Source organism: Kineococcus rugosus, from assembly GCF_050871975.1.
GTDB lineage: Bacteria > Actinomycetota > Actinomycetes > Actinomycetales > Kineococcaceae > Kineococcus.
Genome location: NZ_JBJLSJ010000030.1, coordinates 1 through 25,677 on the forward strand (window position 1 = coordinate 1; position 25,677 = coordinate 25,677).

The following is a 25,677-nucleotide window of genomic DNA, read 5'->3' on the forward strand; positions in this document are numbered from 1 at the left end:
CCAACAGCGCGCGGTGGTTGTCCGCCCCGGGGGGGGGCGCCCCCCGGCCACGCCCCGCCCCCGGGGCCCGCACCGGGCCCGGGGGCCCTGGCCGTCGACCCGGGTCAGGCGCCCGAACCCCCACCGGGCTGCAGCACACCGTCGGCGAAGAGCTGGTACGGCGCGTACGAGGGGGCCGTCTCGGTCGGGTCGTCGGCCGTCACCAGCACGGCCGCGACGTCGGGGGTGAACCCGAGCGCCAGCTTCACCGGCGCGACCGTCTTCCAGCCCCACGGGGTGTTCAGGACGGGCAGGTCCACGACCGCGACCCGCTCGTCGTCGTACCCGACGAGCTGGACGGTCCACCCGGCCACCGGGATGGGACGGGCCTGGGTCAGCGACTGCCAGGTGGACAGGTCACCGGCGTCGGCGACCTCCTGGCCCCCGACGCGCACGGACCGCACCGTGACGCCCGGTTCGGAGACGCCGCCGTCGGTGACGTACCGCAGGGCGACGTCGACGGTGCGGCCCGCGAACTGGGACGCGTCGAACTCCTGCTCGCCGGACACCTCGCCCGACAGGCCACCGGTGCCCGGGTCGGCCCCGGCGGTGGGCAGGTTCACCCAGGTGCCGGTCGCCTCGTCGTAGACCTGGACGTAGAAGTAGTCGTAGCCGGCCTCGGTGTCCAGGTCGAGGTCGAGGGTGATGGTCGGGTCCTGCGCGGGGATGTCGAACGTGCGGACAATCGCGCGGTCGAGGTCGTCACCGCTGCCGGAGACCAGGTCGCCGTCGGCGGCGGTCCACTCCACCGGCGTCACGGGGTAGTTCTTCGCCCCCACGAAGTCGACGAAGCCCTGCTGGAGGTAGCCGTCGAGGTTGCGCAGCCGGACGAAGTCGGCGCCGTTCACCGGGGCGCCGGGCGAGTCGTACGCCTGCGGGGTGTCCCAGTTCACCTTCGCCGACAGCGAGGGGGTGCTGAACCGGGCGGGGTCGCCGTGCTTGAGCCGGGCGCCGGAGTCGAGGGCCGCGTCGACGGCCGCCGTGGCCAGGAAGTCGTGCAGGACGTCCTGCGCGCGGTCGGGGTACCCGAAGGCGTCGAGCACCGACTGCAGGCCCGCCAGGCCGTTCTGCGGTTCGTTGTGCAGGGCCGTCATGAACTCCTGCCCACCGAAGTGGTCGTGCAGGTAGAACATGAACGCGTACGTCGCGCCGTAGTCCGCGAGCGTCTCGGGGGCGCCCTGGTCACCCCACTGGGTCACCGACTGCTCGGGCCCGCCGAAGCTCTCCTGCGGGTTCCAGCCGAAGAACGTGGCCAGGTGGTTGTCGGCCGCGGGGTCGTCCAGCGGGACCGTCGGGTCGACGTAGCCGACGAGGGTCTGCGCCCAGTCCGACAGGCCCTCGTTGACCCAGTTCACCTCGTCGGGGTCGGCGTAGTACTCCAGCAGGTGCTGGTACTCGTGGGCGAAGGTGCCCTCGTAGGTGCGCGGCGCCGCCTCCCCCAGGCCGGGGCGCTGGAGGTACTCGGCGCAGGCCAGGTAGTCGGGGTCGGCGGAGTCGTCGGGCGGGTTGGTGCCCGTGCGGTGCAGCCAGTCGAACCCGTCGATCGTCATGACGTTGCGGTCGAGCAGCTCGTTGAACGCCGAGGAGAAGAACCCGGCGATGTAGGTGCGCCCGTTCTCGTCGGTGGGGTCGAAGTAGTTCTGGTCGCGCACGTTGTCGATGAGCGCGACGGTGCGGTCGCCCTCGCCGTTCCAGTAGTCGTCGGGGTACCCGGCGTCGGGGAACAGCTCGCCCATGACGTTCTCGCTGCCGTCGCGCTCGGGGGCCACCGAGAACGCCTCGGACTCCTTCGGCCACACGTTCTCGTCGAACTCGTCGGCGAAGCCCTGGGCCTGCGCGTCGGTGACGGTGGTCAGCGCGCCGTCGTCGAGCGTGTTGCGGCAGTCGCCCTCGGGGAAGGACAGGTCGTCGGCGACCCACACCTCGATGTGGTCGCCCAGCCCGCGCAGCGTGTAGCCGCGCACGCCGATCCCGCCGGGCACCTCCTGGCCGTCCGGCGTGACGCCGCCGTCGACGAGGGAGAGCCAGTCCCGGCGGTCGCCGACGCCCAGGTCCCCGTCCGGTCCGGCGGCCAGCGTCCGGGCCCGTCCCTGCGCCAGGTCGGCGCGGGCCTGCGCGGTGAAGGGCAGCGCGGCGCCCGCCTTGTAGTCCCCGTCCAGGAGGCGCACGTCGGCCGGCAGGCCCTGGCCGGCGGGGGCGGGAGCCGCCGCGGCGGTGGCGGGGACGGCGAGCGCCGTCGCCGAGAGCGCGGCCAGGGCCGCCAGGCCCCCGCGCCGTGGGTTGATCCCCATGGGTAGTCCTTCCTCGACGCACAGTGATGTCCAGGCGTGAGCTTCCACCACGCACAGCGACCCCACAAGGCACCGCGCCCGCCGGAGGAGCCAGGATGGGCCGGTGAGCTCCGACCCGCTGCGCGTCATGACCGTCTGCACCGGCAACATCTGCCGCTCCCCGATGGCCGAGGTGGTGCTGCGGGACCGGCTGGAGCGCGCCGGGCTGGCCGACCGGGTCGTGGTGGACTCCTCGGGGATCTCCGACGAGGAGGACGGCAACCCGGTCGACCGCCGCGCGGCGTCGGTGCTGCGCGAGCACGGGTACGAGGTCCCGCGGCACCGCGCGCACCGGATCACCCCCGACGAGCTGGGGCAGCGGGACCTGCTGCTGGCCATGACGGCCCGGCACGCCCGCTGGCTGCGGACGCAGGCCCCGGACGAGGAGGCCGCGGCGCGGGTGCGGATGTACCGGTCCTTCGACCCGGCGGCGCCCGGCCTGGACGACCCGGCCGGCGCGGTGGCCGACGAGTCCGACCTCGACATCGAGGACCCCTGGTACGGGGACCGGCGCGACTTCGAGCGGACGCTGGAGCAGGTGGAGGCCGCCGCGGACGCGATCGTCGAGCACGTCCGCGGCCTGCTGCGCTGAGCGCTCAGACGGGACGGGCCCGCAGGACCGTCCCGTGGACGCGCACGTAGCCGGCGCGCTCGTACAGCCCGACGGCCCCCGAGGGGTTCTCGCTGTCGACGTCCAGGCTGACGGCGGCCATCCCCGCCTCGTGCGCCCGTCGCGCGACCGCGCCGAGCAGGACCGCGGCCAGCCCCCGGCCGCGGTGGTCGCGGCGCACGCCGAGGTTGCCCAGGTCGGCTTGCGCGAAGCCGAGGGCGGGCCAGTCGGACTCGTGGGCGAAGACGGTGGCGTACGCGACCGGCTCGTCCCCGGCGAGCACCAGCCTGCTCCAGCCGGGCCGGAACTCGGGGTTGCCGACGACGTAGCGGGACCAGTCGGCGGCCGTGAGCGGCTGCGAGCCCCAGTGGTCGGCGAAGACGGCGTTGTGCAGCTCCCGCAGCCCGGAGCCGTCGTGCTCGTCGAAGGGCACGACGCGGTAGCCCGCGGGCGGGAGCGGCGCCCCGGGCCCGGAGCCGGCGGGCAGCGGCCGCCGCATGGTGCTGAACCACCGCCGGACCTCGAACCCGGCGCACGCGCAGAGCCGGGCGACGTCCTCGCGGTGCTCCTCGGACCACACCTGCACCTCGGCGCCCACGTCGGAGCCCAGTTCCCGGCGGCGGGCCGCGGCCCGGGCCGCGGCGGCCCGCTGCCCCCAGGCCAGCAGGGCCCGGCCGGTGCCGCGCCCGCGCCAGGCGGGGTCGACGACCCCGTCGAACGGCAGCCGCAGGTGGGCCAGGTCCCCCATCCGCAGCTCGACGATCCCGGCGGCGCGCAGGACACCCGCCTCGTCGCGGCCCGCGACGGTCTGCGCCACCGGGTCGAAGCCCTCACCGGTCAGGCTGCGCCGCAACCACTCCGGCGAGTCCCGCACGCGCGGGGAGTCGACGGCGGCGGCGCGGTCCAGCAGGGCCCACCAGTCGGGGACGTCCTCGGGGCCGAGGGGGCGGCAGGTCAGTCCGGGCAGCACCCGCCCACCCTGCCAGAGGCTCAGAACAGTCGGCCGGCCTCGTCCGCGGCGGGTTCCTCCAGGTCCAGCAGGAACCGCTTGCGCCACAGACCGCCGGCGTACCCGACGAGGGCGCCGTCGTGGCCGACGACGCGGTGGCAGGGCACCACCACCGACAGCGGGTTCCGGCCGTTGGCGACGCCGACGGCCTGGGCGTACCCGACGCCGCCGAGGGTGCGGGCCAGGTCGCCGTACGTCGTGGTCCGCCCGAAGGGGATGCGCGTCAGCTCGTCCCACACCCGGCGGGCGAAGGCGTCGCCGCGCGGCGCCAGCGGCAGGTCGAAGGTGCGGCGGCGCCCCGCGAAGTACTCCGCGAGCTGCCCGGCGACGTCGTCGAAGGCGCCGTCGTCGCGCTCGCTGAGCCCCGGGCCGGGCCCGCCGCGGTGGTCGGCGAACCAGATGCCGGTCAGCCCGGCGTCGGTGCGCGCCACCGTCAGGTCCCCCACCGGCGAGGGCAGGACCGTCCACTGCACGCCGGGCCCCCTCTCGGTACGGTGCCCAGGATCGCACCCACCAGGAGGAGACCGTGCCCCAGGCCCCGTTGACCGCCGACGCCGCCGAGCTGTTCGCGAAGCCGAACCCGGCCGTGATGGCGACGATCCACCCGAAGGGTCACCCCGTCACCGTGGCGACCTGGTACCTGTACGAGGACGGGAAGCTGCTGCTGAACCTCGACGGCCGCCGCGCCCGGCTGCGGCACCTGCGGGAGAACCCCGCCGTCTCGCTCACGGCGCTGGCCGAGGGCGACTGGTACACGCACGTGTCGGTGCAGGGACGGGTCGTGGAGATCCGCGACGACGAGGGGCTGGTCGACATCGACCGCGTCTCGCGGCACTACACGGGCGAGCCGTACCCGAACCGCGACTCCCCGCGGGTCACCGTCGTCGTCGAGATCGAGCACTGGCACGGCTGGGGCGCCGTCGCGAAGTAGCGCCCGGGTCGGGGCCGGGGCACTCCCCCGGCCCCGACCGGTCAGGCCGCCAGGCCGAGGACCTCGGCGGTGCGGGCCAGCGTGCGGGTCAGCAGGTCCCGGTCGTCGGACAGCTTCGTGCCGTACGAGGGGACCATCGCGGTGAGCCGGTCGCGCCACTGCTCCTGGTGGGCGGGGAAGCACTGCGCCAGCAGCCGCAGCATCACGTCCACGGCCGTCGAGGCGCCCGGGGAGGCGCCCAGCAGCGCCGCGACGGAGCCGTCGGCGGCGTGCACGAGCTCGGTGCCGAACTGCAGCACCCCGCCGCGCGGGCCCTTCTTGATGACCTGCACGCGCTGACCGGCGGTCAGCAGCTCCCAGTCCTGCTCGCGGGCGTCGGGGTAGAACACCCGCAGCGCCTCCAGGCGCTGCTCCATCGACTGCACGATCTGCTTGCCCAGGTAGGTCATGAGCGAGACGTTGTCGCGCGCGACGGCCAGCATCGGCAGCAGGTTGTGCGGGCGGACCGACAGCGGCAGGTCCAGCAGCGACCCCTGCTTGAGGAACTTCGGGCTGAACCCGGCGTAGGGGCCGAACATCAGGGCCCGCTCACCGTGCGAGAAGCGGGTGTCCAGGTGCGGCACCGACATCGGCGGGGCGCCGACCTCGGCCTGCCCGTACACCTTCGCGGCGTGCTGCGCGACCACCTCGGGGTTGGTGCAGCGCAGCCACTGGCCGCTGACGGGGAACCCCCCGAACCCCTGGCCCTCGGGGATCCCGCTGCGCTGCAGCAGGTGCAGGGCACCGCCGCCGGAACCCACGAACACGAACGGGGTGGCGACGGCGAAACTCCCCTCGGAGCTGGAGCCCAGCACGGTCCACCCCGACCCGCGCCGGCGCAGGTCCTTGACGGTGTGCCCGGTGAGCAGTTCGACGCCCTTGGCCGCGGCCCCGGTGAACAGCTGCTGGGTGAGGGTCCCGAAGTCGACGTCGGTGCCGTTGGTGGAGCGGGTCGCGGCGACCCGCTCGCCGCGGTCGCGGCCGGCCTCCAGCAGCGGCGCCCACGCGGCGATCCGCTCGTGGTCGTCGGCCCACTCCATCTCGGCGAACAGCGGGTGCGCCGACAGCGCCTCGAACCGGGCGCGCAGGAACGAGACGTCCCCGCCGCGGACGAAGCTCATGTGCGGGACGGCGTTGATGAAGTCCCCCGGGGAGGACAGGACGCCCTGCTCGACCTGGTGCGCCCAGAACTGCCGGCTGGCCTGGAACTGCTCGTTGATGGCGACGGCCTTGGCGATGTCGACGGTGCCGTCGGCCTTGGCGGGGGTGTAGTTCAGCTCGCACAGGGCCGAGTGGCCCGTGCCGGCGTTGTTCCACATGTCCGAGCTCTCGGCACCCACGGTGTCGAGCTTCTCCAGGACCAGGACGGACCAGTCCGGCTCCAGCTCGGCCAGCATGGTCGCGAGCGTGGCACTCATGACCCCGCCGCCGATCAGCACGGCGTCGTAGCGGTTCGATGCGGGCACGGAGCTCACCCTCGTTCGTCGTCGATCGGTGGACCTGTGAAGGTTACGACCTGGGCGAGGTGGGGCGCCGCCCGGGACGGGGGCCGGTGCCCCACCTCACACGTGAGCTGCGTCTCAGCCGGCGGCGCCGGCGGTGGCCGGGGCCAGCGGCCGGGTGAGGTCGTAGACGGTCGTCCCGCCGACGGTCAGCTCGGTGAAGTTCGCCGCGACCCACTCCTGGATCGCGCTGACCCCCGACTCGCCGCCCCTGCCGCCGCCGCCGATGAGGTAGTGGACCTCGCCGTCGGCGACGTACTGCTGGAACTGCTCCAGCGTCGGGGTGGGGTCGCCGCTCCAGCCGCCCATCGCCATGACCGCGGTGCCGGTGGCCAGCTCGTGCTGCGCGGCCGACTGCGAGCCGGAGACCGCGGCGGACCAGCGGGTGCCCGCCTCCTGCAGCAGCTCGGTCAGCTCGGTGCCGGCGCTCTCCCCGCCACCGGGGCCGCCCGCGCCGCCGGTGGGCGCCTGCCCGGTGGCGGCGGGGTCGCCGGTCGCGCCCGGCAGGCCCGGCCGGGTCCCGTCCTGGGTCGTGCCGTCCTGGCGGGTGCCGTCCGTGGTGCCCCCGGCGGTGCCGCGCGCCCCGCCGAACCCGCCGCCCGTCCCGCCGCCGGCCGTGGCGCCGGCCGGCCCGACGGTGGGGATGGAGCCGGTGTGCGGGGTGGCCGCGGTGGCGACGGCGTAGGACGCCGTGCCGCCGAGCCCGACGACGGTGCCGGACAGCACCAGCACGATCGCGAGCCGGCGCAGCCGCACCGGGGTGACGACGAACCCGGTCGCCAGGGCCACGCTGAGGAGCATGACGACCCAGCCGGCCCAGACCCAGGTGCCGTTGCGGTGCAGCAGCACGAAGGCCCAGGTCCCGGCGGAGGCCATCACGACGGCCAGGCCGAGGCGGGCGAGCGCGCGGTGCCGCTGCGCCCACAGGACCTGCCCGCCGCCGGCGGCGAGCGCCGCGACGGCCGGGGCGAGGGCGACCGTGTAGTACGGGTGGACGGTGCCCTCCATGTAGGCGAAGACCGCGCCGGAGACGAGCAGCCACCCGCCCCACAGGACCAGCGACGCGCGGGCCCGGTCGGTGCGCGGCGCCCGACCGCGGGCCACCAGCCCCAGGACGAGGGCCAGCAGCGCGGCGGGCAGCAGCCAGGAGATCTCGTTGCCCATCTCGGAGGAGAACAGCCGCTGCCAGGTGGCGGTGCCGCCGAAGCTGGACCCGGGGGTGCCGCCGGACATCCCGCCGCCCCCGCCGCCGTCGGAGCCCAGGATCCGGCCCAGGCCGTTGTAGCCGAGGACGAGGTCCATGACGGTGCCGTCGGTGGAGCCGCCGATGTAGGGCTTCTCCCCCGGCCAGGACGTCACCGCGAGGACCCACCAGCCGGCCGAGACGACGACCGCGGCCGCGGCGCCCAGCAGGTGCAGGACGCGCTTGCCGAGCCCGGTGGGCGCGGCCCACAGGTACACCAGGGCCAGGCCGGGCAGGACGAGGAAGCCCTGCAGCATCTTGGTGAGGAAGGCGAACCCGAGGGCGACGCCGGCCCAGGCCAGCCACCTCCACGACGCCGCCTCGGTGGCGCGGACCGTGCAGTACGCCGCGGCCGTCATGAGGAGCACCAGCAGCGCGTCGGGGTTGTCGAACCGGAAGATCAGCGCCGCGGCCGGGGTGAGCGCGAGCGCCGCCCCCGCGACCAGCCCGGCGACGGGCCCGTGCCAGCGGCGGACGGCGGCGGTGAGCAGCCACACGGCGCCGACGCCCTCCAGGGCCTGCGGGACGAGCAGCGTCCACGAGCTGAACCCGAAGACCCGCGCCGCGAGGCCGCCGACCCACAGCGAGGCGGGCGGCTTGTCGACGGTGATGAAGCTCTGGGCGTCCAGGGACCCGAAGAACCACGCCTTCCAGCTCTGCGAGCCGGCCTGCACGGCCGCGGCGTAGAAGCTGTTCGCGTAGCCGGAGGCGGACAGGTCGACGACGTACAGGACGCCGGTCGCCACCAGTAGCGCGAGGGTCGCCCAGCGCACCCGGCGCGGCCGGACCCGCCCGCCCGGTGCCGGTCCGGTGCCCGCGGCGGGCGCGGTCGTGGTCGTGGTCATGCTCCCCACCGTCGGCCCCGACCCCGGGGCCCGGCCCAGGACCGGCTGTGGGTCGGCCGTGAGCCGCCGCTCAGGGCAGGTGGACCAGGGCCTCGCGCCGGTGCGCGGCGAGCAGCTCGAGCAGCTCGACCTCCTCCTGCGGCGAGGACTGCACGGTTCCGCGGCGCAGCCGGTCGCGGCGGAAGGCCAGCTCGGTGGCGACCTCCTGGAACTCCCGGACGGCCCGCGCGGCCGGTGCCCCGCCGCGCGCGGAGGCCAGCGACCGGGCCCGGCGGCGGCCGCGGCCCGAGGCGAGCATGTCGACCTCGGACGCCCCCAGCCAGCCGGTGCGCACGTAGACCTGCAGGTGCCGGGCGATGAGCCGCGCCTCGCGGACCCGGGCGGCCAGCGCCACCGCGACGGCCGCGGCGAACACGGGCACCTGCAGCAGCAGGAACAGCTCGAAGAACGTCGCGACCCCCGCCCCGGCGGAGGCGTTCCACAGGGCGTGCAGGACGACCGCCACGGCGAACCCGAGCACGGGGGCGCCCACGCGGTGCAGCGCCGAGCGCCGCCGCGCGGCCAGCCCCAGCCCCACGCCCACGGCCATCGAGAACAGCGGGTGGGCGAACGGGGACACCAGGCAGCGCATCACGAACACCGCGACCAGCGAGGCGGGCTGGTCGTCGCCCAGGGCGCGGCCGAGGTAGAGGACGTTCTCCAGGAAGGCGAACCCGACCCCCACGAACGCCGCGTAGACGATGCCGTCGACGACCCCGTCGAACTGGCGGCGCTGCTTCAGCAGCAGCAGCAGGACCCCCAGCCCCTTGAGGGCCTCCTCCACGACGGGGGCGACGAGGACGGAGGTGTTCGTCACGTCGCCGACGGCGCCGCCGAAGTCGTGGTGGAAGACGCGGTCCAGCAGCCGGGACGCGCCGGTGTTCAGGACGAGGGCGCCGAGGCTGGCCACGCAGGCGCCCCAGCCGAACGCGAACGCCAGCAGGTGCGGGGGCTCGGCCTCGTGCCGGTCCAGCCACAGGACGGTCGCCAGGACGGGGCCGACGGGCACGGCGGCCAGCGCCAGCCCCGGCAGCAGGCCGTCCCAGCCGATCTCGGCCGTCACCGCGCCCAGGCTCAGCAGGCCGCAGACGACGAGCACGACCACCGGGAGGGGGGCCGGCGCGGTGGCGCGGACTCGCAGCGCCGGCATGGTCCGAGGGTACGGGCTGCCCCCTCGCCCGCCCGCCGGCCGGTCGCCCACCTCTACGCTGACCCGGTGAGCAACGACAAGGTCAGCGAGCGCATCGTCTGGATCGACTGCGAGATGACCGGGCTGGACCTGACCGGTGACGCGCTCGTGGAGGTGGCGGTCCTGGTCACCGACGCCGACCTCAACGTCCTCGGCGACGGCGTCGACGTCGTGATCAAGCCCCCGGCCGAGTCGCTGGTGGACATGGACCCGGTCGTGGTCGAGATGCACACCAGCTCCGGCCTGCTGGACGAGCTGCCGGCCGGGCGGACGCTGGCCGAGGCCGAGCAGGCCGTCCTGGACTACGTGAAGCAGTGGGTGCCCGAGCCCCGCAAGGCGCCGCTGGCGGGCAGCTCGGTGCACACCGACCGGGCGTTCCTGGCGCGGGACATGCCGCAGCTGACCGAGCACCTGCACTACCGGCTCATCGACGTGTCGTCGCTGAAGGAGCTGGCCCGGCGCTGGTTCCCGCGGGTGTACTTCCACACCCCCCGCAAGCACGGCGGGCACCGGGCGCTGGCCGACATCCGCGAGAGCATCCAGGAGCTGAAGTACTACCGCGAGGTGCTGTTCGTCGCCGACCCGGGCCCGGACTCGGAGACGGCGAAGGCCGCGGGCGCGAAGTTCGAGCTGAAGCCGGACGCGCCGCAGGACTGAGCGGACGGGTGGGCAGCGTCCCGGAGCACCCCGGGGCGCGTGTATCCTCGACCCGTCACGTGCGTTCGCCGTCCGGCGGTCGCGGTGGTGTTCGTGGTGGGTGTAGCTCAGCTGGTAGAGCACCTGGTTGTGGTCCAGGAAGTCGCGGGTTCAAGTCCCGTCACTCACCCCACGTCGCAGGGGCGGTCCCGTTCACGGGGCCGCCCCTCCGTCGTCCCCCCTCACGTGCTCTGCTCCCCGTCGCGGGCCAGGTGGTCCCGGCCGATCGCGACGAGCTGCTCGCGCAGCCACGTCAGGTAGGCGTCCCGGTCCGCGCGCAGCCCGAGGGAGACGACGGCCTGCCCGAGCACGTCCCAGTGGTGGACCCCGGCGACGGGCAGCACGACGACCCGCAGCGAGAACGGGCGGATGCGCCGGCCCAGCTCCCGCTCGACGGCCGTGACGAGGTTCGTCTCGAACAGGGCGCTGGGCGAGCGGGCGATGACGCGCTTCTCGACCTCCCGGGCCCGCGCGCACCAGGCCAGCGCGTCGTCCAGGCCCAGCTCGGCCAGCCCGCGCAGCTCGGGACGGCCGTCGAGCCCGGGGTAGCGCGGCGGCAGGATCGAGGTCAGCGCGTCCGGGCCGCCCGGGAAGTGCCGCACCCACCAGGCCGCCCACTGCTGCCCGGCGACGTCGAGGCCGGCGATGTCGTGCCCGGCGGCCCGCAGCGGCCGCACCGGCGGGTCCAGGGGCGGCAGGTCCGGCAGCAGGGGCGAGGTCGGCGGTCGCAGCCCGGCGGCGTCGCGCAGGTGCAGGGCCAGCAGCAGGGACTGGGGCATGGTCAGGTCGATCCCCCACCGCCCGACGTCGCGCACCCGACCACTGTGCTCGGCTCCGGGCGCCGCGTCCACCGGACCGGCCGGATCATCCCCAGGGGTGATCCGGTGGTCGTGCCCGCGGCCGATGCGCTGCCGCCGGCCGGCTCCCTAGGGTCGGGGGCATGACCGCTCCGGTGCTGACCCGCTACCCGCTCGACGCCTCGGCCGCGCGCCGTCGGCGACGACGGATCGCGGTGGTCGTGGAGGTGCGCCGGGAGCAGTCCGACCGCCTCGGCCGCGCCCGGCGCCCGGTGGCCGGCGCGGCGGACGTGCGCGGGGACGTGCGCGGGGACGTGCGCGGGGACGTGCGCGCGGACGTGCGCGCGGACGGCGTCGAGCACGCTCGGTGACCCGGCCGCGGGCCGGGTGGGCCGGACGGGTCCACCGCCCGCTCCCGGCCTCAAGCACCGCGGCCGCGCGGACGACGAACTGCGTGTCCCCCGGGCTGCGGGGGGCGGTCGCACCCTCGGGAGGACGCATGACGCACGAGAACACGCCGTCGGCCGGCAGCGCCGTCGAACCGGTGATGGAGATGCTCTCCGAGCACATCCCGCTGTCGCTGATCATGGACATGGCCTCGCCGGACGGCCCGCACTCCGCGGAGCTCCTCGCGGCCGAGGGCCTGCCCGAGGACGAGTGGTGGGCCCAGGGCTGACCCGGCCCTCCCGGCCCGGCCGGGGACCGGTCCCGCGGGGCGCGCCCCCTCTCGCTCCCCGCGGGGACCGGATTTCCCGGGACGTGTGCACGTCTGCTACGGTTCCGGGCGTTCGCGCTACTAGCTCAATTGGCAGAGCAGCTGACTCTTAATCAGCGGGTTCATGGTTCGAGTCCATGGTGGCGCACTCCCCCTCGCACGACGACGTCGTCGCGCGAGATCACTCCTGAGGCCTCGACAGGGCCGGCTGGGCCCGCGCCTCCTCGCCCTCCCCCCGGTCGTGCACGCCCCAGCTCTCCGCCAGCACCTCCACGATCGCGATCCCGCGTCACCCGAGGGTGTCCGGGCCGGCGGTGTGGGTGACGGCGTCGGTGACCAGCTCGCTGGTGATGAGCTCGGCGGTCGCCGTGGTGTCCTCGTCCACCCCCACGCCAGCAAGGTGTGGCTCAGGGAGCAGGGCCGCGTCGTCGGTGAGCCGGTGCGGGATCCCGGCCAGCACCGCGTCGGCCAGGACCCGCCGCATCGCGGCCAGGCCCCGGTCGGTGCCCTCGGGTGCCGACTCCACGACGCCGTCGGTGGGCAGGAGCAGCCGGCTGCGCCCGTCGAGCCGGCTGCGGGTGACCGCGTGCGTGGCGTCCTCGCTGAGGCTGAGGGCCAGGTCGGGGTGGGTGAGGACCTCGCTGACCGTGCCCGCGCCGTCCAGCAGCAGCGGCGGTGGGTGACCGGCGGTGGCGGTGGCGATCTCGCCGCGGGTCTGGTCCAGCTGCAGCAGGCAGCACGTCGTGAACAGCCCGGTGTCCATCTGCACGGGCAGGGTGTCGGTGCGGGCCGGCGCGGTCGCCGGGTCGCGCCCCTCGCTGACGTAGGCCCGCACGGCGGTGCGCATCTGCCCCCTCAGCCCGGCGGCGGTGGTGGTGTGCCCCCGCACGTCGCCGATGACGGGGGTCACCGAGCCGTCGGGGCCGGTGATGACGTCGTACCAGTGGCCGACGATCACCGCGGCCGTCACCGCGGGCAGGTAGCGGACCGCCACCTCGACGCGGTCCAGCTCGGGCAGGCGCCGGGGCAGCAGCCCGCTCTGCAGGTCGCGGGCCAGGGTGGACAGGGCCTGGACGGAGTCGGTGAGCCGGCGCTGGACGACCTGCTGGGCGTCGTGCAGGCGGGTCCGCTCCAGCGCCTGCCCGACCTGCCCGGCGACCGCCAGCAGGAGACCGGTGACCTCGGGGCCGGGGTCAGCGGCGAACGTCCCGCGACGGCGGCCGGGCCCGGCCCGACCCGGCCCGACCCGGCCCGACCCGGGCGGCGCGCACGCTACACCCGCCGGCGCTTCAAGGTTTCCCGGGATCACGCCGATGGGTGAGAGTGCTCACCCACCTGCGCGACCTGAGGGTCGCTTCGAAGCTGTTCGCCGGTTTCGGCGTCGTCTGCGTGCTGCTGGCCGCGATCGTCGGCCTCGGCATCAACCGCCTGGGCTCCTCCCAGGCGAACCTGTCGTTGATGTCCACCTCCGGGATCGCCTCGGTGCAGACCATCGGCGCGGTGAAGGTCGCCTTCCTGAACCTGCGCATGGACCTGGCCAACACCGCCCTGTCCTCCGGGGACGCGGTGCAGGAGGCCGTCAAGAAGATCACCGCCGACGACGCCGTCTACGACGAGGCGTGGAAGGCGTACCTGGCGTCCTCCCCCAGCGCGAGCGAGGCCGACCGCGCCGAGGTGGAGGACATCATGGCCTCCTACCGCAGCGCGCGCGAGAAGGTGCTGCCCTTCGCCCTGGGCAGCGACACCGAGGGCTTCATCAAGGCGCGCACCGAGTTCACCGTGCCGCCGTCCAACGAGATGGTCGCCCAGCTCGACAAGATCAACCAGGTCGAGCAGCAGGCCGCGAAGGACCTGGTCGCCGAGGGTTCGGCCGACTACGAGTCCGCGGTGACGCTGCTGCTGGTCATCGGCGCCCTGGCCCTGGTCGTGGCCGTCGTGGTCGCCACCGTCGTGGCCCGCTCGGTCGCCGGTCCGCTGGCCAAGGTGCTGACCGTGGTGCGCGGGCTGGCCGAGGGCCGCCTGGACCAGCGCGTGGGCGCCACCGGCAAGGACGAGGTCGGCCAGGTCGCCACCGCGCTGGATGCCACCATGGACCGCCTGACCGACACGGTGCGCCGCATCGCCGGCAACGCCACCACCCTGGCCGCCTCCAGCGAGGAACTGACCACCGTCGCCACCCAGCTGTCCTCCGGCGCCGAGGAGGCCTCCACCCAGGCCCAGGTCGTCTCGGCCGCCACCGAGGAGATCAGCGCCAACATCGGCACCGTCGCCGCGGCCGGGGACCAGATGAGCTCGGCGATCCGCGAGATCGCCACCTCCACCGCCGAAGCCTCCTCCACCGCCGCCTCGGCGGTCTCGGCGGCCGGGGCGGCCGGGGACACCCTGGAACGGCTGTCGGCCTCCAGCCGCGAGATCGGTGAGGTCGTCAAGCTGATCACCTCCATCGCCGAGCAGACCAACCTGCTGGCCCTGAACGCGACCATCGAGGCCGCCCGGGCCGGGGAGATGGGCAAGGGCTTCGCGGTGGTGGCCGGTGAGGTGAAGGAACTGGCCCAGCAGACCGCGCGGGCGACCGAGGAGATCATCTCCAAGGTCGACGCCACCCAGGCCGACGCCACCGCCGCCGCCGGTGCCCTCACCGAGATCACCGAGGTCATCGCCCGCATCGACGGGCTGCAGGCCACCATCGCCGCGGCGGTGGAGGAGCAGTCGGCGACCACGTCGGAGATGGTCCGCAACGTCACCGAGGTCTCCACCGGCTCCCAGGAGATCGCGAGCAACATCTCCGGCATCGCGGCCGCCTCGGACCAGACCACCGCCGGGGCCACCCACACCGCGACCACCGCCGCTGACGTCTCCCGCTCGGCGGCGGAGCTGAACGAACTGGTCGCCACCTTCACCCTGCCCCGCGCCTGAGCGGACCAGCACCACCAGCAGCACCGGTGGCCGGGGGGACGAGCACCTCTTCCCCCGGCCCACCACCCCGGCCCGGCCCACCCCTCGCGGTGGGCCGGGCCTCCTGCGTCCGCCCACCGGGGCTCCGGTGAACCGGCCCCGGCGCCTCAAGTTCGACAGGTGTCGATGCCGATGCCTTCACGTGTGAGCCCCCTGACGTCCCCCCACCGGCCCGGCGAACGCAGCGGGTCACCCCTGGAGGTCCAGCGGCTGGCGGTGCTGCACTCCTACGACGTGCTCGACGTCCCCGCCGACGTCGAGCTCGACGACGTGGTGCACACCGCGGCCATGCTGTCCGGGGTCCCGAACGCCACGCTGAACCTCATCGACGCCGACCGCCAGTGCCAGCTGACCACCGTCGGCTTCGAAGGCACCGACTCCGCCCGCAGCGACTCGATGTGCGCGCTGCACTTCCTCGACGGCGAGGTCGTCCACGTCCGCGACGCCAGCCGCGACGAGCGGTTCGCCACCAACCCGTGGGTCGACGGCCGGATGGCCCGGGTGCGCCTGTACGCCTCCGCGCCCCTGCTCACCCCCGAGGGGCACGCCCTGGGCAGCCTGTGCGTGTTCGACACCGAACCCGGCGAGCTGACCGCCGAGCAGCTGAGCGGGCTGGAACGGCTGGCCCGGGTCGTGGTGGCCCTGTTCGAGCGCCGCCGGCAGTCCCGCATCGCCCGGACCTACGCCGGCGAGGCCCACCGCTCCGTCGAGCGGGCCGAGCAGCTCGCCGCCCGCAACGCCGAGCTGCGCCTGGTGCTCGACGCCACCAGCGACGCCTTCCTGGCCGTGGACGCCGACCAGCGCATCACCTCCTGGAACGCCGCCGCCGAGCGGATGTTCGGGTGGACGGTCGAGGAGGCGCTGGGCCGGACCCTGGCCGAGACGATCCTGCCGGCGAGCGCGGCCGCCGCCCACCACGCCGGGTTCGCGCGGTTCCTGCGCACCGGCACCGCGCGGCTGACCGGCAGCGTGGAGGTGCCCGCCCGCCACCGCGACGGCACCGGACTGGCCGTGGAGCTGACGCTGACCCCGGTGGAGGTCGGCGGGCAGCGCCGCTTCTACGCGGCGATGCGCGACGTCACCGACCGCCGCCGGATGGAGCAGGAGCTGCGGTCCCTGGCCGGGATCGTCGCCGGGGCCCGCGACGCGATCATCTCCGTCGACGGCACCGGGGCCATCACGTCGTGGAACGCCGCCGCCGAGCAGCTCTACGGCTACCGCGCCGAGGAGGTCCTGGGCGCGGGGCTGGGACGGGTGGCCTCCACGGCCGAGGTGCAGCAGCTGCGCGCGTGGCTGATCCGCGCCACCTCCGGCGCCGGAGCCGCCCCCGTCGACGCCCGCGACACCGTGGGGCGGCACCGCGACGGCACGGACGTCGAGGTCTCCGTCACCGTCTCGCCGGTGCTGGACGCCGCCGGCGCGGTCGTCGGCGCCTCCATCGCCGCCCGCGACACCGCCGAGCGGCGCCGGGCCGAGGCCGCGCTGCGCGAGGCCGAGCAGCGCTTCAGCCTGGCCTTCACCCACGCCCCCACCGGGGTGCTGATCACCGCCCTGACCGGGGAGGCCGAAGGCCGGTTCCTCCACACCAACCCCGCCGTGTGCCGGATGCTCGGGTACAGCCGCGAGGAGCTGCTGGGCAAGACGTTCGCCGACGTCACCCACCCCGAGGACCTGCACGTCTCCCGCGAGCAGGTCCGGCGCCTCGTCGAGGGCGGGACCCCCAGCGCGCACCTGGAGAAGCGGTACGTGCGCGCCGACGGGACCGTCATCTGGGTCGCCCTCGACATGGCCGTCATCCACGACGGGGACGGCCGGCCCCGCTACGCCGTCACCCACGTCGAGGACGTCACCGCCAAGCGCGCCGACCGGCAGCGCCTGGCCGCCTCCGAGCAGCGCTTCCGCCTCGCCTTCGACACCGCCCCCGTCGGGATGGTGATCGTCGGGCTGGGCGACGACGACGCGGCGCGGGTCCTGCAGGTCAACTCCACGCTGTGCCGGTTCACCGGGCTCAGCGCCGAGGACCTGCTGACCCGCGACGTCCACGACCTCATCGACCCCGAGGACCGGGCCGGGTCCTCGCTGGCCCTCGCCCCGCTGCTGCTGGGCGAACGCCCCCGCGACGAGCTGGAGCTGCGGTTCCGCCACGCCGACGGCACCGTCCGCTGGGGGCTGCTGTCGGCCACCGCCATGACCGACCCGGCCCCGGACGGGACGTCCCGGCGGCACCTGCTGTGCCTCGTCGAGGACGTCACGGCCCGCAAGGCCGCCGAGCAGGCCCTGCGCCACCAGGCGCTGCACGACGGCCTGACCGGGCTGCCCAACCGCACCCTGCTGCACGACCGCCTCGAGCACGCCCTGGCCGCGGCCGGGCGCAGCGGCACCGGGGTGGGCGTCCTGTTCTGCGACCTCGACGGGTTCAAGGCCGTCAACGACTCCGCCGGCCACGGCGCCGGCGACGACCTGCTGCGCACCGTCGCCGCCCGGTTCGGCGCCTGCCTGCGTCCCGGGGACACCCTGGCCCGCCTCGGCGGGGACGAGTTCGCCGTCGTCTGCCCCGACGTCACCAGCACCGCCGACCTGCAGGTCATCGCCGAGCGGCTGCTGGGGGCCCTGCACGAGCCGGTCAGCGTCGCGGCGGGGACCTTCGTCGTCGGCGTCAGCGTCGGCACCCACCTCGTGACCGCCGACGACGCCGCCCGCGGCGGTGACGGCCGCGACCCCCGCGCCCGCGCGGAGCAGGCCCTGGCCCGCGCCGACGGCGCCATGTACGAGGCCAAGCGGGCGGGCAAGAACCGCGTCCACGCCGGCGGGGCCGGCGAGGGCGAGGCCCGCAGCGCCCGCGCCGCGCGGCTGCTGCCCGAGCTGCGCACCGCCCTGGACCGCGACGAGCTCGTCCTGCACGGCCAGCCCGTGCTGGACCTGGCCACCGGGCGGCCGGTGGCGGTGGAGACCCTCGTCCGCTGGCAGCACCCGCAGCGGGGGGTCCTGTCCCCGGCGGAGTTCCTCGACGTCGCCGAGGACAGCCCCCTGGTGCTGGAGCTGGGCCGGCGGGTCCTGGAGGAGTCGTGCCGGATGGCGGCCGCGTGGAGCGAGGCGCTCGGCCCGGCCGCACCCGCGGTGCACGTCAACGTCTCCGGCCGCCAGCTGGAGTCCGCCTCCCTCACCGAGGACGTCCTCGGCGCGTTGCGGCGGCACGGCCTGCCCGCGCACCGGCTGGTCCTGGAGCTCACCGAGACCACCATGCCGAGGATCACGCACTCCCTGCTGGGCGACCTGCAGCGGCTGCGCGACCTCGGCGTGCGCATCGCCCTGGACGACCTGGGCACCGGCTACTCCAGCCTGGCCCGCCTCACCGAGCTGCCCGTGGACCTGCTGAAGGTGGACCTGACCTTCGTCGCCGGGCTGGGGCGCGACCCCAGCTGCGACGCGGTCGTCCGCGCGGTCCTGGGCATCGGGCAGGCGCTGGGCCTGTCCGTGGTCGCCGAGGGGGTGGAGACGCCGCAGCAGGCGGACCTGCTGCGCCGCTACGGGTGCGACACCGTCCAGGGGTACCTGTACAGCCCGCCGCGGCCGGAGTCCGTGCTCGTCGAGGTGCTGTGCGCGGGGCTGTCCGGGGAGGCCGCCGGCGACCGCGGCGCGCCCGCGGGGGCGGCCGGGCGGTGACGGACGGGGTGAGGGGCGGGCGGTGGGTCGGCCGCTGAGGCGGTCGACCCGCCGGCCACCGGGCTCGAACACGCGTTCGATCTCTGCTACCGTCGTCCTCGGCGGGTCGGTGAGGGGAAGCTCCGGCCCGCCACCCTCTCGCCTGGTCGGGAGCCCCTCCCAGCTCTGGTAAAGTTGTTCTCGCACGCGCTACTAGCTCAATTGGCAGAGCAGCTGACTCTTAATCAGCGGGTTCATGGTTCGAGTCCATGGTGGCGCACCGACGCGAAGGCCCCCGACCGGTTCCGGTCGGGGGCCTTCGCGTTCCCGGACCGGCGACAGGAGGCCGCGGTGCCGCCAGCACCACCCCCGGCCGCGGCGGGCGTCCCCCGCTGGGCCCACCTCGCCGGTGAGCTGCTCGCCCCGTGGGTCCTGGCCGCGGTGATGCCGCCGCTGGTCTGCGCGCTCACCACCGTCCCGGCCTGGCGCGGCGCGCTGAACGGCCTGGTCGTGACCGTGCTGTGCGCGCTCGTGCCGTACGCGGTCGTGGCCCGCGGGGTGCGGCGGGGCCGGTACGCCTCGGTGCACGTCCCCCGACGGCAGGACCGTCCGCCGCTGCTGGCGCTGGTGGTGGGCCTGACCGTCGCGACCGGTGCGCTGCTGCGCGCGCTGGGCGCGCCCACCGGTCCGCTGGTCCTGCTGGGGTTGATGACCGGTTGCGCCGCAGCCGGTCTGCTGGTGTCGAGGTGGTGGAAGATCTCGCTGCACGCGCTCGTGGTCGCGGCCTCGGCCGTCGTGCTGACCGGGCTGGAACCGGTCGCCGCGCCCGTGCTGCTGACCGTGCCGTGGGTGGGGGCCGCGCGGGTCCGGGTGGGTGCCCACACCCCGGCGCAGGTCGTGGCCGGGGCCCTGGTGGGGGCCGCGCTCGCCGCGGGCGCCCTGGCGCTCACCGGCTGACCCCGGTGCGCGGGCGCACCCGGTGGCAGCGGGTGGGCGTCGGGGTCAGTCCGGCGGTGCGGGCAGGGCCGCCAGCAGCGCCCGGGTGCTGCCCACCCCGTACCGGGTGCGCAGCGCGACCAGCCGGGCCGCGACCTGCGCGGTGTCCTCCCCCAGCCGCCGGGCCGCCTCGGTGGCGCTGCAGCCGGTCCGCAGCAGCGCGACGAGCCGGCGGTCCCGGGCGTCGAGCCCGGTGCGGTCGGGTCCGGCGTCGTCCACGGCGACCTCCTCCCCCGCGCGGCGGTGGGCCGCGGCGTCAGTGCACGCGCTGCGACCGGTCGTTGCGGGCGACGGACAGCCGGACCCGGCCGCGGGCGTCCTCGCGCCCGAGCACCCCGCGCAGCTGGGTGCTGACCTCCTCGGCGGCGCGCGCCACGACGGCCAGGTCGGCGGTGGGCTCGACGAGGGCCCGCAGCTCCACGACGAGCTCGCCGCGGTCGTCGATCGTGCGGCCACCGGCGGAGCGGACGCCCGGGGTGAGGGCGAGCTCCTCGGCGGCCGCGTCGGCGGGCCCGTCGGCGCTGAGCCGCAGCTGCCCGGCGGGGCCGGAGCCGGTCAGGCCGAGGGTCTTGACGCCCTGGCGGGGCACGTGGGCCAGCAGCCACCAGACGGCCAGGACGGCGGTGACCAGGGCGAAGCCGGCGCAGGCGGCGCCGAACCAGCCGGCGTCGACGGCGTCCCGGGCGGCGCCCAGGTCGAGCCGGTCGGGGGCCTGCGGCCACCAGCGGGTCAGCTGACCGCTGCCCCAGGCGGCGGCGAGGACGCCGGCCGCCACGAGGACGACCCCGAGCACGACGGCGACCAGCCGGTCGACCGCCAGGACGCTGCGCTTCACCGTGCACCTCCTCGGGCGCCGCGTCCGGCCTGGGACGGGGCGGAGACCTTGACCCGGACCCGCGGGGCGGGGTCCAGGTGCGACAGGGACGCCGTCACCGCGGACGTCACGGCGTCGCGGACGGCGGTGGTGGTGGCCGTGACGGACACGTCGACGGTGCGGCGGCCGGCGCGGGCCGAGGCGCGCAGGACGCCGTCCTGCTGCCGGGCGGTGCCGGTGGCCAGCCGGGCGACGTCGCGCGTGGTCGTGGTGGCGGCGGGGGTCCCGGCGATGCCGACGGTGCGCCGGGAGCGGCGCGACAGGCCGGTGAGCACGAGCCAGAGCCCCACGAGGGCGAGGACGACCCCCGCGGCGGCCAGCCCGCCCGAGGGGGTGAGCCGCCCGGCGGCGTCGAGCACGGGTGCCGCCCAGGAGCCGCCCCCGGTCAGGCCGGTGGCCAGGTCCTGCGCCACGAGGGCTTCGCGGGCGGCCGCGACGGCGAGCGCGAGCAGCGCGAGGGCGAGCAGGGGCCCGACGACCCCGACCCGGCCGGCCCCGGTGGGGCGGGCGGCGGGGGGCAGCGGGCGACGGGGCCCGGCCGCGGGGGCGGCCGGGGAGCCGGTCGAGGGGCTGGTCGAGGGGCTGGTCACAGGACCCTCCTGTCCTGCGGGCGGGACCGCACGTAGTCGGCGACGGTGACGTCGCAGCTGTCGACGACGACTCCGGCGAGCCGGGAGAGCTGGTCGACGACCTCGGCGCGGACGCGGGCGGCGAGGTCGGCGGCCGGCGTGGGCCACTGCGCGGCGACCTGGACCCCGACGCGGACGCGGTTCCCGGCCCGGGTGCACTCGGCCACCGGGTAGGAGCGGTTCAGGACGGAGTCGACGGCGGTGCCGACGGCCGTGCCGACGCGGGTGCCGACCGAGCGGTCGGCGCCGGTCCGGTCGGCCCGGGCGTCCTGGGTGCGGACGCTGCCGGGCACGGCCGCGGCCGCGGCGGCGGCGACGCGGACGACGACGCGGTCGGCGACGACGAGCCGGCCGCGGTCGCCGGGGTCGGTGGTGACGCCGGTGGGGGCGTCACCGGGGCGGGGAGGGGCGGCGGTGGACGGCACGGTCAGCCCCGTCCCCGGCCCGGCAGCAGGGCGAGCAGGTCGATGCGGCCCTCGAGGTGCGCGCCGACGAGGTAACCGATCGCGGCGAACAGCAGGGCGAGCAGGAACCAGCCGAGCCCGGCCACCCCGGCGATGAGCGCGAGCAGGAGACCGGCGAGCAGGCCGGTCGTGGACGAGGACACGAGGTACTCCCGGGGGTTGAGGTGGGGAGGGGGACGGTGGTCAGTCGGCGAGGTCGTCGACGTGGACGCGGACGGGGACCTCGACGTGGTGGCGGGCCAGTTCGCCGGCCACCGCGGCGTGGACGTCGCGGGCGGTCTCGCGGATCGGCGTCCCGGGGTGCAGGACAACGTGGACCTCGACGGGTTCGGCGTCGGGGCCGGCGGTGAGCGTCCCGGGGACGCGGACGCCGCCGACCCGCCGGCCGGGCAGGTAGGTGCCGATCTCCTCGAGCACCCCGGCGTTGAGCCGTGCGACGCCGGGCACCTGCCGGACGGTGAGGGCGAGGGCGTCGGCGAGCTCGGCGACGTCCGGTCCCTGGGGGCTCATCGGTGGCACCGGGTCACTGGACGCGGGCGGTGCGGGGTTCGTCGTCGGTGTCCTCCTCGGGCAGGTGGACGTCGGAGACCTCGAGGTTGACCTCGGTGACCTCGAGCCCGGTCATGCGCTCGACGGAGGCGATGACGTTGCGGCGCACGGCGGAGGCGAGGTCGCTGATGGCGACGCCGTACTCGGCGATGAGCTCGATGTCGATGGCGGCCTGGCGCTCGCCGACCTCGACGGAGACGCCCTGGGCGTGGTTGACGCGGCCGCCGGGGATGCGCTCGCGCAGGGCCCCCACGGCGCGGGCGGCGCCGCCGCCGAGGGCGAAGACGCCGGAGACGTCGCGGGCGGCGATGCCGGCGATCTTGGACACGACGGTGTCGGCGATGGTGGTGGCGCCGTGGTCGCTGGTCAGGCCGGAGGGGCGGGAACCGGCGGCGCCGTGCCCGGCGGTGGTCTGGGTGACGGTGGCGGGACGGGTGCTGGTGGTGTCGGTCACGGGTCCTCCTCGGTGGGGTCCGGCCCGGGCGGCCGGAGCTCGTTCGTACGGGGGGTTGGAGTGGTTGAGCGCCGGATCGTCACGGTCAGCACGGTGTGACGTGCATCACATCCCGTGGTGGGTCCGGCGCCACATCCGGTGTCCCGTACCGGATCCGGCCGGTCGCGGTTCCGGTCGCGCCCGCGCCCCGCACGTGCTCCGCTTCGGTCCAGCAGAACGTCCGGACGATGGAGAAGCACGTCGTGACCGACACCGACCCCCCGCTCGACCCCCCGGGGGACCCGCGCACCGACGAGGTGCTCGCCCGCCGCGCCGGCCTAGGCGACCGCGAGGCGTTCGCCGCGATCGTCGACCGGCACGGCCCCGCCCTCAGCCGCTACGCCGGCCGCCTGCTCGACGACCGCGACCAGGTCGACGACTGCCTGCAGGACACCTTCCTCGCCGCCTGGCGCGGCCTGCCGTCGTTCCGCGGCGACGCCGCCCTGCGGACCTGGCTGTTCACGCTCGCCCGGCACGCCGCCTTCGCCCGGCTGCGGCGCTGGCCCGCGTCCGGCTCGCGGCCGTTCGTCCCCGTCGAGGAGGTGGTGGACCGGCTGCACGACTTGCGCGCGGACCCGGAACGGACGAGCGTGGAGGCGGCCCTGCGGGAGGCGCTGGACGTGGCCCTGCGGTTGCTGCCCCCCCGGCAGCGGACCGCCTGGGTGCTGCGGGAGGTGGAGGACCTGTCCTACGCCGAGATCGCCGTGGTCCTGGGCAGCACCCCGACCGCGGTCCGCGGGCTCCTGGAGAGGGCCCGGACGACCTTGGCCGACGCGCTGGAGGAGTGGCGGTGAACGAGACGAGCAGCAGGCACGGCGCCCGGGTCCTGGCCGAGGCCACGGTCGCCCTGCGCCGCCACACCCCGACCGGCTGGCAGGCCGTCCGGGCCGACCTGCTGGACCTGGCCCGCCGCGCCCACCGGCCCTCCGACCCCGTCCGGGGCCGCCACGACCTCGGGGAGTTCCTCGTCGCCACCGACGTGCTCGCCACCGCGCTGCGCACCGCCGTCGACGGCGTCCGGGACGTGAGCGTCACCTCGCTGCTGTGCGCCACCGACGAACGGCACACCCTCACCGGGGTCACCGTGGAGGTCGTCGCCCTGTTCGGCACCCACCTGCCCACCGCCGCCGCGACCGTCCGCGGGGTCGTCCTGGCCGCGCTCGACGACCTGCTCGGCCCCCTCAGCCCGCCCGAGGAGGCCGTCCACGTCCACCTGCACGTCGGTGACGTCGTCACCGACCGCATCGACCTGGGGTAGCGGACCCGGCCGGGACACCGGGCGGGGTCTCAGCGCAGTTCCCGCGCCACGTCCGGCACGTACCGGAACGCCTCGCGCGGCGGGCGCACGTACGTGCCCGCCGCCGGCCGCCGCCCCAGGGACACCTTCCGCGGCCGCAGTTCCTCGTAGGGCACCTGGTCCAGCAGGTGCGAGATGCAGTTCAGCCGCGCGGCCCGCTTGTCGTCGGCCTCCACGACCCACCACGGCGCGAACGGGGTGTCGCAGCGGGCGAACATCTCGTCCTTGGCGCGGGAGAACTCCACCCAGCGCCGGCGCGACTCCAGGTCCAGGTCCGACAGCTTCCACCGCCGCATCGGGTCCTCCAGCCGCGAGCGCAGCCGCCGCTCCTGCTCGGCGTCGCTGACGGAGAACCAGTACTTCAGCAGGTGGATCCCGTCGTCGACGAGCATCCGCTCGAACTCCGGCGCCTGCGTGAGGAACGTCTCCAGCTCGGCCGGCGTGCAGAAACCCATGACCCGTTCCACGCCCGCGCGGTTGTACCAGGACCGGTCGAACAGGACGATCTCGCCGGCCGTGGGCAGGTGCGCCACATACCGCTGGAAGTACCACTGCCCCCGTTCGCGCTCGCTGGGGGCCGGCAGGGCGGCGATGCGCGCGGTCCGGGGGTTCAGGTACTCCGTGATGCGCTTGATCGCCCCGCCCTTTCCGGCCGCGTCCCGGCCCTCGAAGACGACCGCGACGCGGCTGCCGGTGCGCACCACCCAGTCCTGCAGGACGACGAGTTCGCGCTGGAGCTCCAGCAGCCGCGCCTCGTAGGCCTTGCGCGGGACGCGGCCGGTGCCGCCGTCCTCGGGGTCGCCGTGCTTCGTCGCCATCGCGTTCCTCCCGTGCCGCCGTCGGTCCGTCGATCCTGGCCCTCCCCTGGCTCGGACGCCAACCCCGCGGCCGCTACCGTCGACCGGCCGACCCCACCGCCCGAGAGGTTCCCGTGGACACCCCGCAGCTCATCGCCACCTGCTGGACGACGTCCGGTGCGGCCCGCCCCGGCGACCCCTCGGAGGTGTCCCCGCACTCGGCGTTCGCGCGGATCGACGCCGTCGCCCGCGGCGGCTGGGCCGGTCTGGGGCTGGCCCACGAGGACCTCGCCGCGATCCGGCGCACCACGGGTTTCCGGGCCGTGGCCGACCACGCCCGGGCCGCCGGGCTGGAGCACGTCGAGGTGGAACTGGTCACCGACTGGTGGCGCGGGGACGGGGACTGGCGGGACCGGTGGGCGCTGCTGCTGGAGGCGGCGGAGGTGTTCGGCTCCCCCGTCGTCAAGGCCGGGACGGCGTTCGGGCCGGCGTGGGACGACCTGGAACCGCTGGTGGGACCGTTGCGGCGGCTGGGTTCGGAGGCCGCCGACCACGGGACGCGGGTCGCGCTGGAACCGCTGCCGTTCGCCGCGGTGTCCTCGCTGCCCGCGGGCGCGGACCTGGTGCGGCGGGTCGACCACCCGGCGGTGGGGCTGGCCGTCGACCACTGGCACGTCGTGCGCGCCGGCACCGGCCTGGACGAGCTGGCCCGGGCCCTGACGCCGGAGCAGGTGTTCCAGGTCGAGCTGGACGACGCCGACGCCGAACCCGTCGGGACGCTCTTCGAGGACACCCGGGACCGCCGCCGCTACTGCGGGGAGGGGGCGCACGACGTCCCCGGGTTCCTGCGCGTCCTGCACGATCTGGGGTTCCGGGGGCCGTGGGGGGTGGAGATCCTGTCCGAGGAGCACCGGGCGGCGGACCTGGACACCGGGCTGCGCCGGGCCCGGGACACCGCCCCGGCGTGCTTCGAGGCCGCGTTCGGGGCCTGAGCGGG

At 75.6% G+C, this 25,677-nt stretch carries 27 protein-coding genes and 3 tRNA genes; 14 read left to right on the plus strand and 16 right to left on the minus strand.

From position 1 onward, the window contains the following. Nucleotides 1-104 precede the first annotated feature (104 nt). Entirely contained in the window at nt 105-2,330 is a 2,226-nt protein-coding gene (locus ACRYM6_RS16630) for a peptidase M6 (protein WP_432543998.1), read from the minus strand. A 127-nt stretch (nt 2,331-2,457) separates the two neighbouring features. On the opposite strand from ACRYM6_RS16630, the gene ACRYM6_RS16635 reads away from it, so the two are divergent. Next, the gene (locus ACRYM6_RS16635; protein WP_432544050.1) at nt 2,458-2,961 is read left to right on the plus strand and encodes a low molecular weight protein-tyrosine-phosphatase; all 504 of its coding nucleotides are present in this window, start codon (nt 2,458-2,460) and stop codon (nt 2,959-2,961) included. A gap of 4 nt (nt 2,962-2,965) precedes the next feature. On the opposite strand, the gene ACRYM6_RS16640 is transcribed toward ACRYM6_RS16635, so the two are convergent. Continuing rightward, on the minus strand, nt 2,966-3,949 hold the full coding sequence (locus ACRYM6_RS16640; protein ID WP_432543999.1) for a GNAT family N-acetyltransferase: 984 nt from the start codon (nt 3,947-3,949) through the stop codon (nt 2,966-2,968). A 20-nt stretch (nt 3,950-3,969) separates the two neighbouring features. Further along, a complete protein-coding gene (locus tag ACRYM6_RS16645) occupies nt 3,970-4,461 on the minus strand; it encodes a methylated-DNA--[protein]-cysteine S-methyltransferase (RefSeq protein ID WP_432544000.1) in 492 nt (163 codons plus the stop codon). A gap of 53 nt (nt 4,462-4,514) precedes the next feature. On the opposite strand from ACRYM6_RS16645, the gene ACRYM6_RS16650 reads away from it, so the two are divergent. Further along, complete coding sequence (locus ACRYM6_RS16650) at nt 4,515-4,919, plus strand: TIGR03618 family F420-dependent PPOX class oxidoreductase (RefSeq protein ID WP_432544001.1); 405 nt, start codon at nt 4,515-4,517, stop codon at nt 4,917-4,919. 41 nt (nt 4,920-4,960) lie between these two features. Here the strand turns inward: ACRYM6_RS16650 and ACRYM6_RS16655 are convergent, their stop codons facing one another. The 3 genes from ACRYM6_RS16655 to ACRYM6_RS16665 form a co-directional block, all read right to left on the minus strand. Further along, a complete protein-coding gene (locus ACRYM6_RS16655) occupies nt 4,961-6,433 on the minus strand; it encodes a malate:quinone oxidoreductase (protein ID WP_432544002.1) in 1,473 nt (490 codons plus the stop codon). Nucleotides 6,434-6,538: 105 nt separating this feature from the next. Further along, entirely contained in the window at nt 6,539-8,548 is a 2,010-nt protein-coding gene (locus ACRYM6_RS16660) for an ArnT family glycosyltransferase (RefSeq protein WP_432544003.1), read from the minus strand. A 70-nt stretch (nt 8,549-8,618) separates the two neighbouring features. After that, the gene (locus ACRYM6_RS16665; protein WP_432544004.1) at nt 8,619-9,737 is read right to left on the minus strand and encodes a PrsW family intramembrane metalloprotease; all 1,119 of its coding nucleotides are present in this window, start codon (nt 9,735-9,737) and stop codon (nt 8,619-8,621) included. Between the two features lie 66 nt (nt 9,738-9,803). Here ACRYM6_RS16665 and orn point away from each other — a divergent pair, with 66 nt between their 5' ends. Continuing rightward, a complete protein-coding gene (gene orn / locus ACRYM6_RS16670) occupies nt 9,804-10,433 on the plus strand; it encodes an oligoribonuclease (RefSeq protein WP_432544005.1) in 630 nt (209 codons plus the stop codon). Nucleotides 10,434-10,529: 96 nt separating this feature from the next. Further along, nucleotides 10,530-10,605 (plus strand) — tRNA-His (locus ACRYM6_RS16675). Between the two features lie 49 nt (nt 10,606-10,654). Here ACRYM6_RS16675 and ACRYM6_RS16680 read toward each other — a convergent pair. After that, nucleotides 10,655-11,287, minus strand: coding sequence for a hypothetical protein (locus tag ACRYM6_RS16680; RefSeq protein ID WP_432544006.1), 633 nt, complete (start codon nt 11,285-11,287; stop codon nt 10,655-10,657). A 125-nt stretch (nt 11,288-11,412) separates the two neighbouring features. Here ACRYM6_RS16680 and ACRYM6_RS16685 point away from each other — a divergent pair, with 125 nt between their 5' ends. The 3 genes from ACRYM6_RS16685 (at nt 11,413) to ACRYM6_RS16695 (ending at nt 12,132) form a co-directional block, all read left to right on the plus strand. Next, nucleotides 11,413-11,640, plus strand: a complete 228-nt coding sequence (locus tag ACRYM6_RS16685; protein ID WP_432544007.1) for a hypothetical protein — start codon at nt 11,413-11,415, stop codon at nt 11,638-11,640. Nucleotides 11,641-11,768: 128 nt separating this feature from the next. Beyond that, nucleotides 11,769-11,945, plus strand: coding sequence for a hypothetical protein (locus tag ACRYM6_RS16690; RefSeq protein ID WP_432544008.1), 177 nt, complete (start codon nt 11,769-11,771; stop codon nt 11,943-11,945). A 114-nt stretch (nt 11,946-12,059) separates the two neighbouring features. After that, nucleotides 12,060-12,132 (plus strand) — tRNA-Lys (locus ACRYM6_RS16695). A gap of 141 nt (nt 12,133-12,273) precedes the next feature. Here the strand turns inward: ACRYM6_RS16695 and ACRYM6_RS16700 are convergent. Then, entirely contained in the window at nt 12,274-13,293 is a 1,020-nt protein-coding gene (locus ACRYM6_RS16700; protein WP_432544009.1) for a PP2C family protein-serine/threonine phosphatase, read from the minus strand. Nucleotides 13,294-13,301: 8 nt separating this feature from the next. Between ACRYM6_RS16700 and ACRYM6_RS16705 the strand changes: the two genes are divergently transcribed. The 4 genes from ACRYM6_RS16705 to ACRYM6_RS16720 all read left to right on the plus strand — a co-directional run bounded on the left by ACRYM6_RS16705 (nt 13,302) and on the right by ACRYM6_RS16720 (nt 19,538). Continuing rightward, nucleotides 13,302-14,900 carry a methyl-accepting chemotaxis protein gene (locus ACRYM6_RS16705; protein WP_432544010.1) on the plus strand — a complete coding sequence of 533 codons (1,599 nt, stop codon included), beginning with the start codon at nt 13,302-13,304 and terminating at the stop codon, nt 14,898-14,900. Between the two features lie 183 nt (nt 14,901-15,083). Then, nucleotides 15,084-18,602, plus strand: a complete 3,519-nt coding sequence (locus ACRYM6_RS16710) for a bifunctional diguanylate cyclase/phosphodiesterase (RefSeq protein WP_432544011.1) — start codon at nt 15,084-15,086, stop codon at nt 18,600-18,602. A gap of 186 nt (nt 18,603-18,788) precedes the next feature. Then, nucleotides 18,789-18,861, plus strand: a tRNA-Lys gene (locus ACRYM6_RS16715). Between the two features lie 71 nt (nt 18,862-18,932). Next, nucleotides 18,933-19,538, plus strand: a complete 606-nt coding sequence (locus tag ACRYM6_RS16720) for a hypothetical protein (protein WP_432544012.1) — start codon at nt 18,933-18,935, stop codon at nt 19,536-19,538. 45 nt (nt 19,539-19,583) lie between these two features. Here ACRYM6_RS16720 and ACRYM6_RS16725 read toward each other — a convergent pair whose 3' ends face one another. From ACRYM6_RS16725 to ACRYM6_RS16755, 7 genes are read right to left on the minus strand one after another with little or no spacing between them, the layout of a single operon-like run. Continuing rightward, the gene (locus ACRYM6_RS16725) at nt 19,584-19,796 is read right to left on the minus strand and encodes a hypothetical protein (RefSeq protein ID WP_432544013.1); all 213 of its coding nucleotides are present in this window, start codon (nt 19,794-19,796) and stop codon (nt 19,584-19,586) included. A 37-nt stretch (nt 19,797-19,833) separates the two neighbouring features. Then, nucleotides 19,834-20,412 (minus strand): hypothetical protein, encoded by a 579-nt coding sequence (locus ACRYM6_RS16730; protein ID WP_432544014.1) that lies wholly within the window; start codon nt 20,410-20,412, stop codon nt 19,834-19,836. Continuing rightward, nucleotides 20,409-21,041: a DUF6286 domain-containing protein gene (locus ACRYM6_RS16735; protein WP_432544015.1), complete on the minus strand. Its 633-nt coding sequence runs from the start codon at nt 21,039-21,041 to the stop codon at nt 20,409-20,411. The genes ACRYM6_RS16730 and ACRYM6_RS16735 overlap by 4 nt, the downstream gene beginning before the upstream one ends. Further along, nucleotides 21,038-21,505 (minus strand): hypothetical protein, encoded by a 468-nt coding sequence (locus ACRYM6_RS16740; RefSeq protein ID WP_432544016.1) that lies wholly within the window; start codon nt 21,503-21,505, stop codon nt 21,038-21,040. Before ACRYM6_RS16740 ends, ACRYM6_RS16735 begins: the two co-directional genes overlap by 4 nt. 2 nt (nt 21,506-21,507) lie before the next feature. After that, entirely contained in the window at nt 21,508-21,687 is a 180-nt protein-coding gene (locus tag ACRYM6_RS16745; protein ID WP_432513213.1) for a DUF2273 domain-containing protein, read from the minus strand. A gap of 40 nt (nt 21,688-21,727) precedes the next feature. Further along, a complete protein-coding gene (locus ACRYM6_RS16750; RefSeq protein WP_432544017.1) occupies nt 21,728-22,054 on the minus strand; it encodes an Asp23/Gls24 family envelope stress response protein in 327 nt (108 codons plus the stop codon). A 13-nt stretch (nt 22,055-22,067) separates the two neighbouring features. Next, complete coding sequence (locus tag ACRYM6_RS16755; protein ID WP_432544018.1) at nt 22,068-22,547, minus strand: Asp23/Gls24 family envelope stress response protein; 480 nt, start codon at nt 22,545-22,547, stop codon at nt 22,068-22,070. Nucleotides 22,548-22,774: 227 nt separating this feature from the next. Here ACRYM6_RS16755 and ACRYM6_RS16760 point away from each other — a divergent pair, with 227 nt between their 5' ends. Both ACRYM6_RS16760 and ACRYM6_RS16765 read left to right on the plus strand, forming a co-directional pair. Then, complete coding sequence (locus ACRYM6_RS16760) at nt 22,775-23,380, plus strand: RNA polymerase sigma factor (protein ID WP_432544019.1); 606 nt, start codon at nt 22,775-22,777, stop codon at nt 23,378-23,380. Further along, a complete protein-coding gene (locus ACRYM6_RS16765; protein WP_432544020.1) occupies nt 23,377-23,844 on the plus strand; it encodes a hypothetical protein in 468 nt (155 codons plus the stop codon). Before ACRYM6_RS16760 ends, ACRYM6_RS16765 begins: the two co-directional genes overlap by 4 nt. Before the next feature lie 29 nt (nt 23,845-23,873). Here ACRYM6_RS16765 and ppk2 read toward each other — a convergent pair whose 3' ends face one another. Continuing rightward, complete coding sequence (ppk2, locus tag ACRYM6_RS16770) at nt 23,874-24,701, minus strand: polyphosphate kinase 2 (RefSeq protein WP_432544021.1); 828 nt, start codon at nt 24,699-24,701, stop codon at nt 23,874-23,876. 113 nt (nt 24,702-24,814) lie between these two features. Here ppk2 and ACRYM6_RS16775 point away from each other — a divergent pair, with 113 nt between their 5' ends. Then, nucleotides 24,815-25,672: a sugar phosphate isomerase/epimerase family protein gene (locus tag ACRYM6_RS16775; protein WP_432544022.1), complete on the plus strand. Its 858-nt coding sequence runs from the start codon at nt 24,815-24,817 to the stop codon at nt 25,670-25,672. Nucleotides 25,673-25,677: the final 5 nt, after the last annotated feature.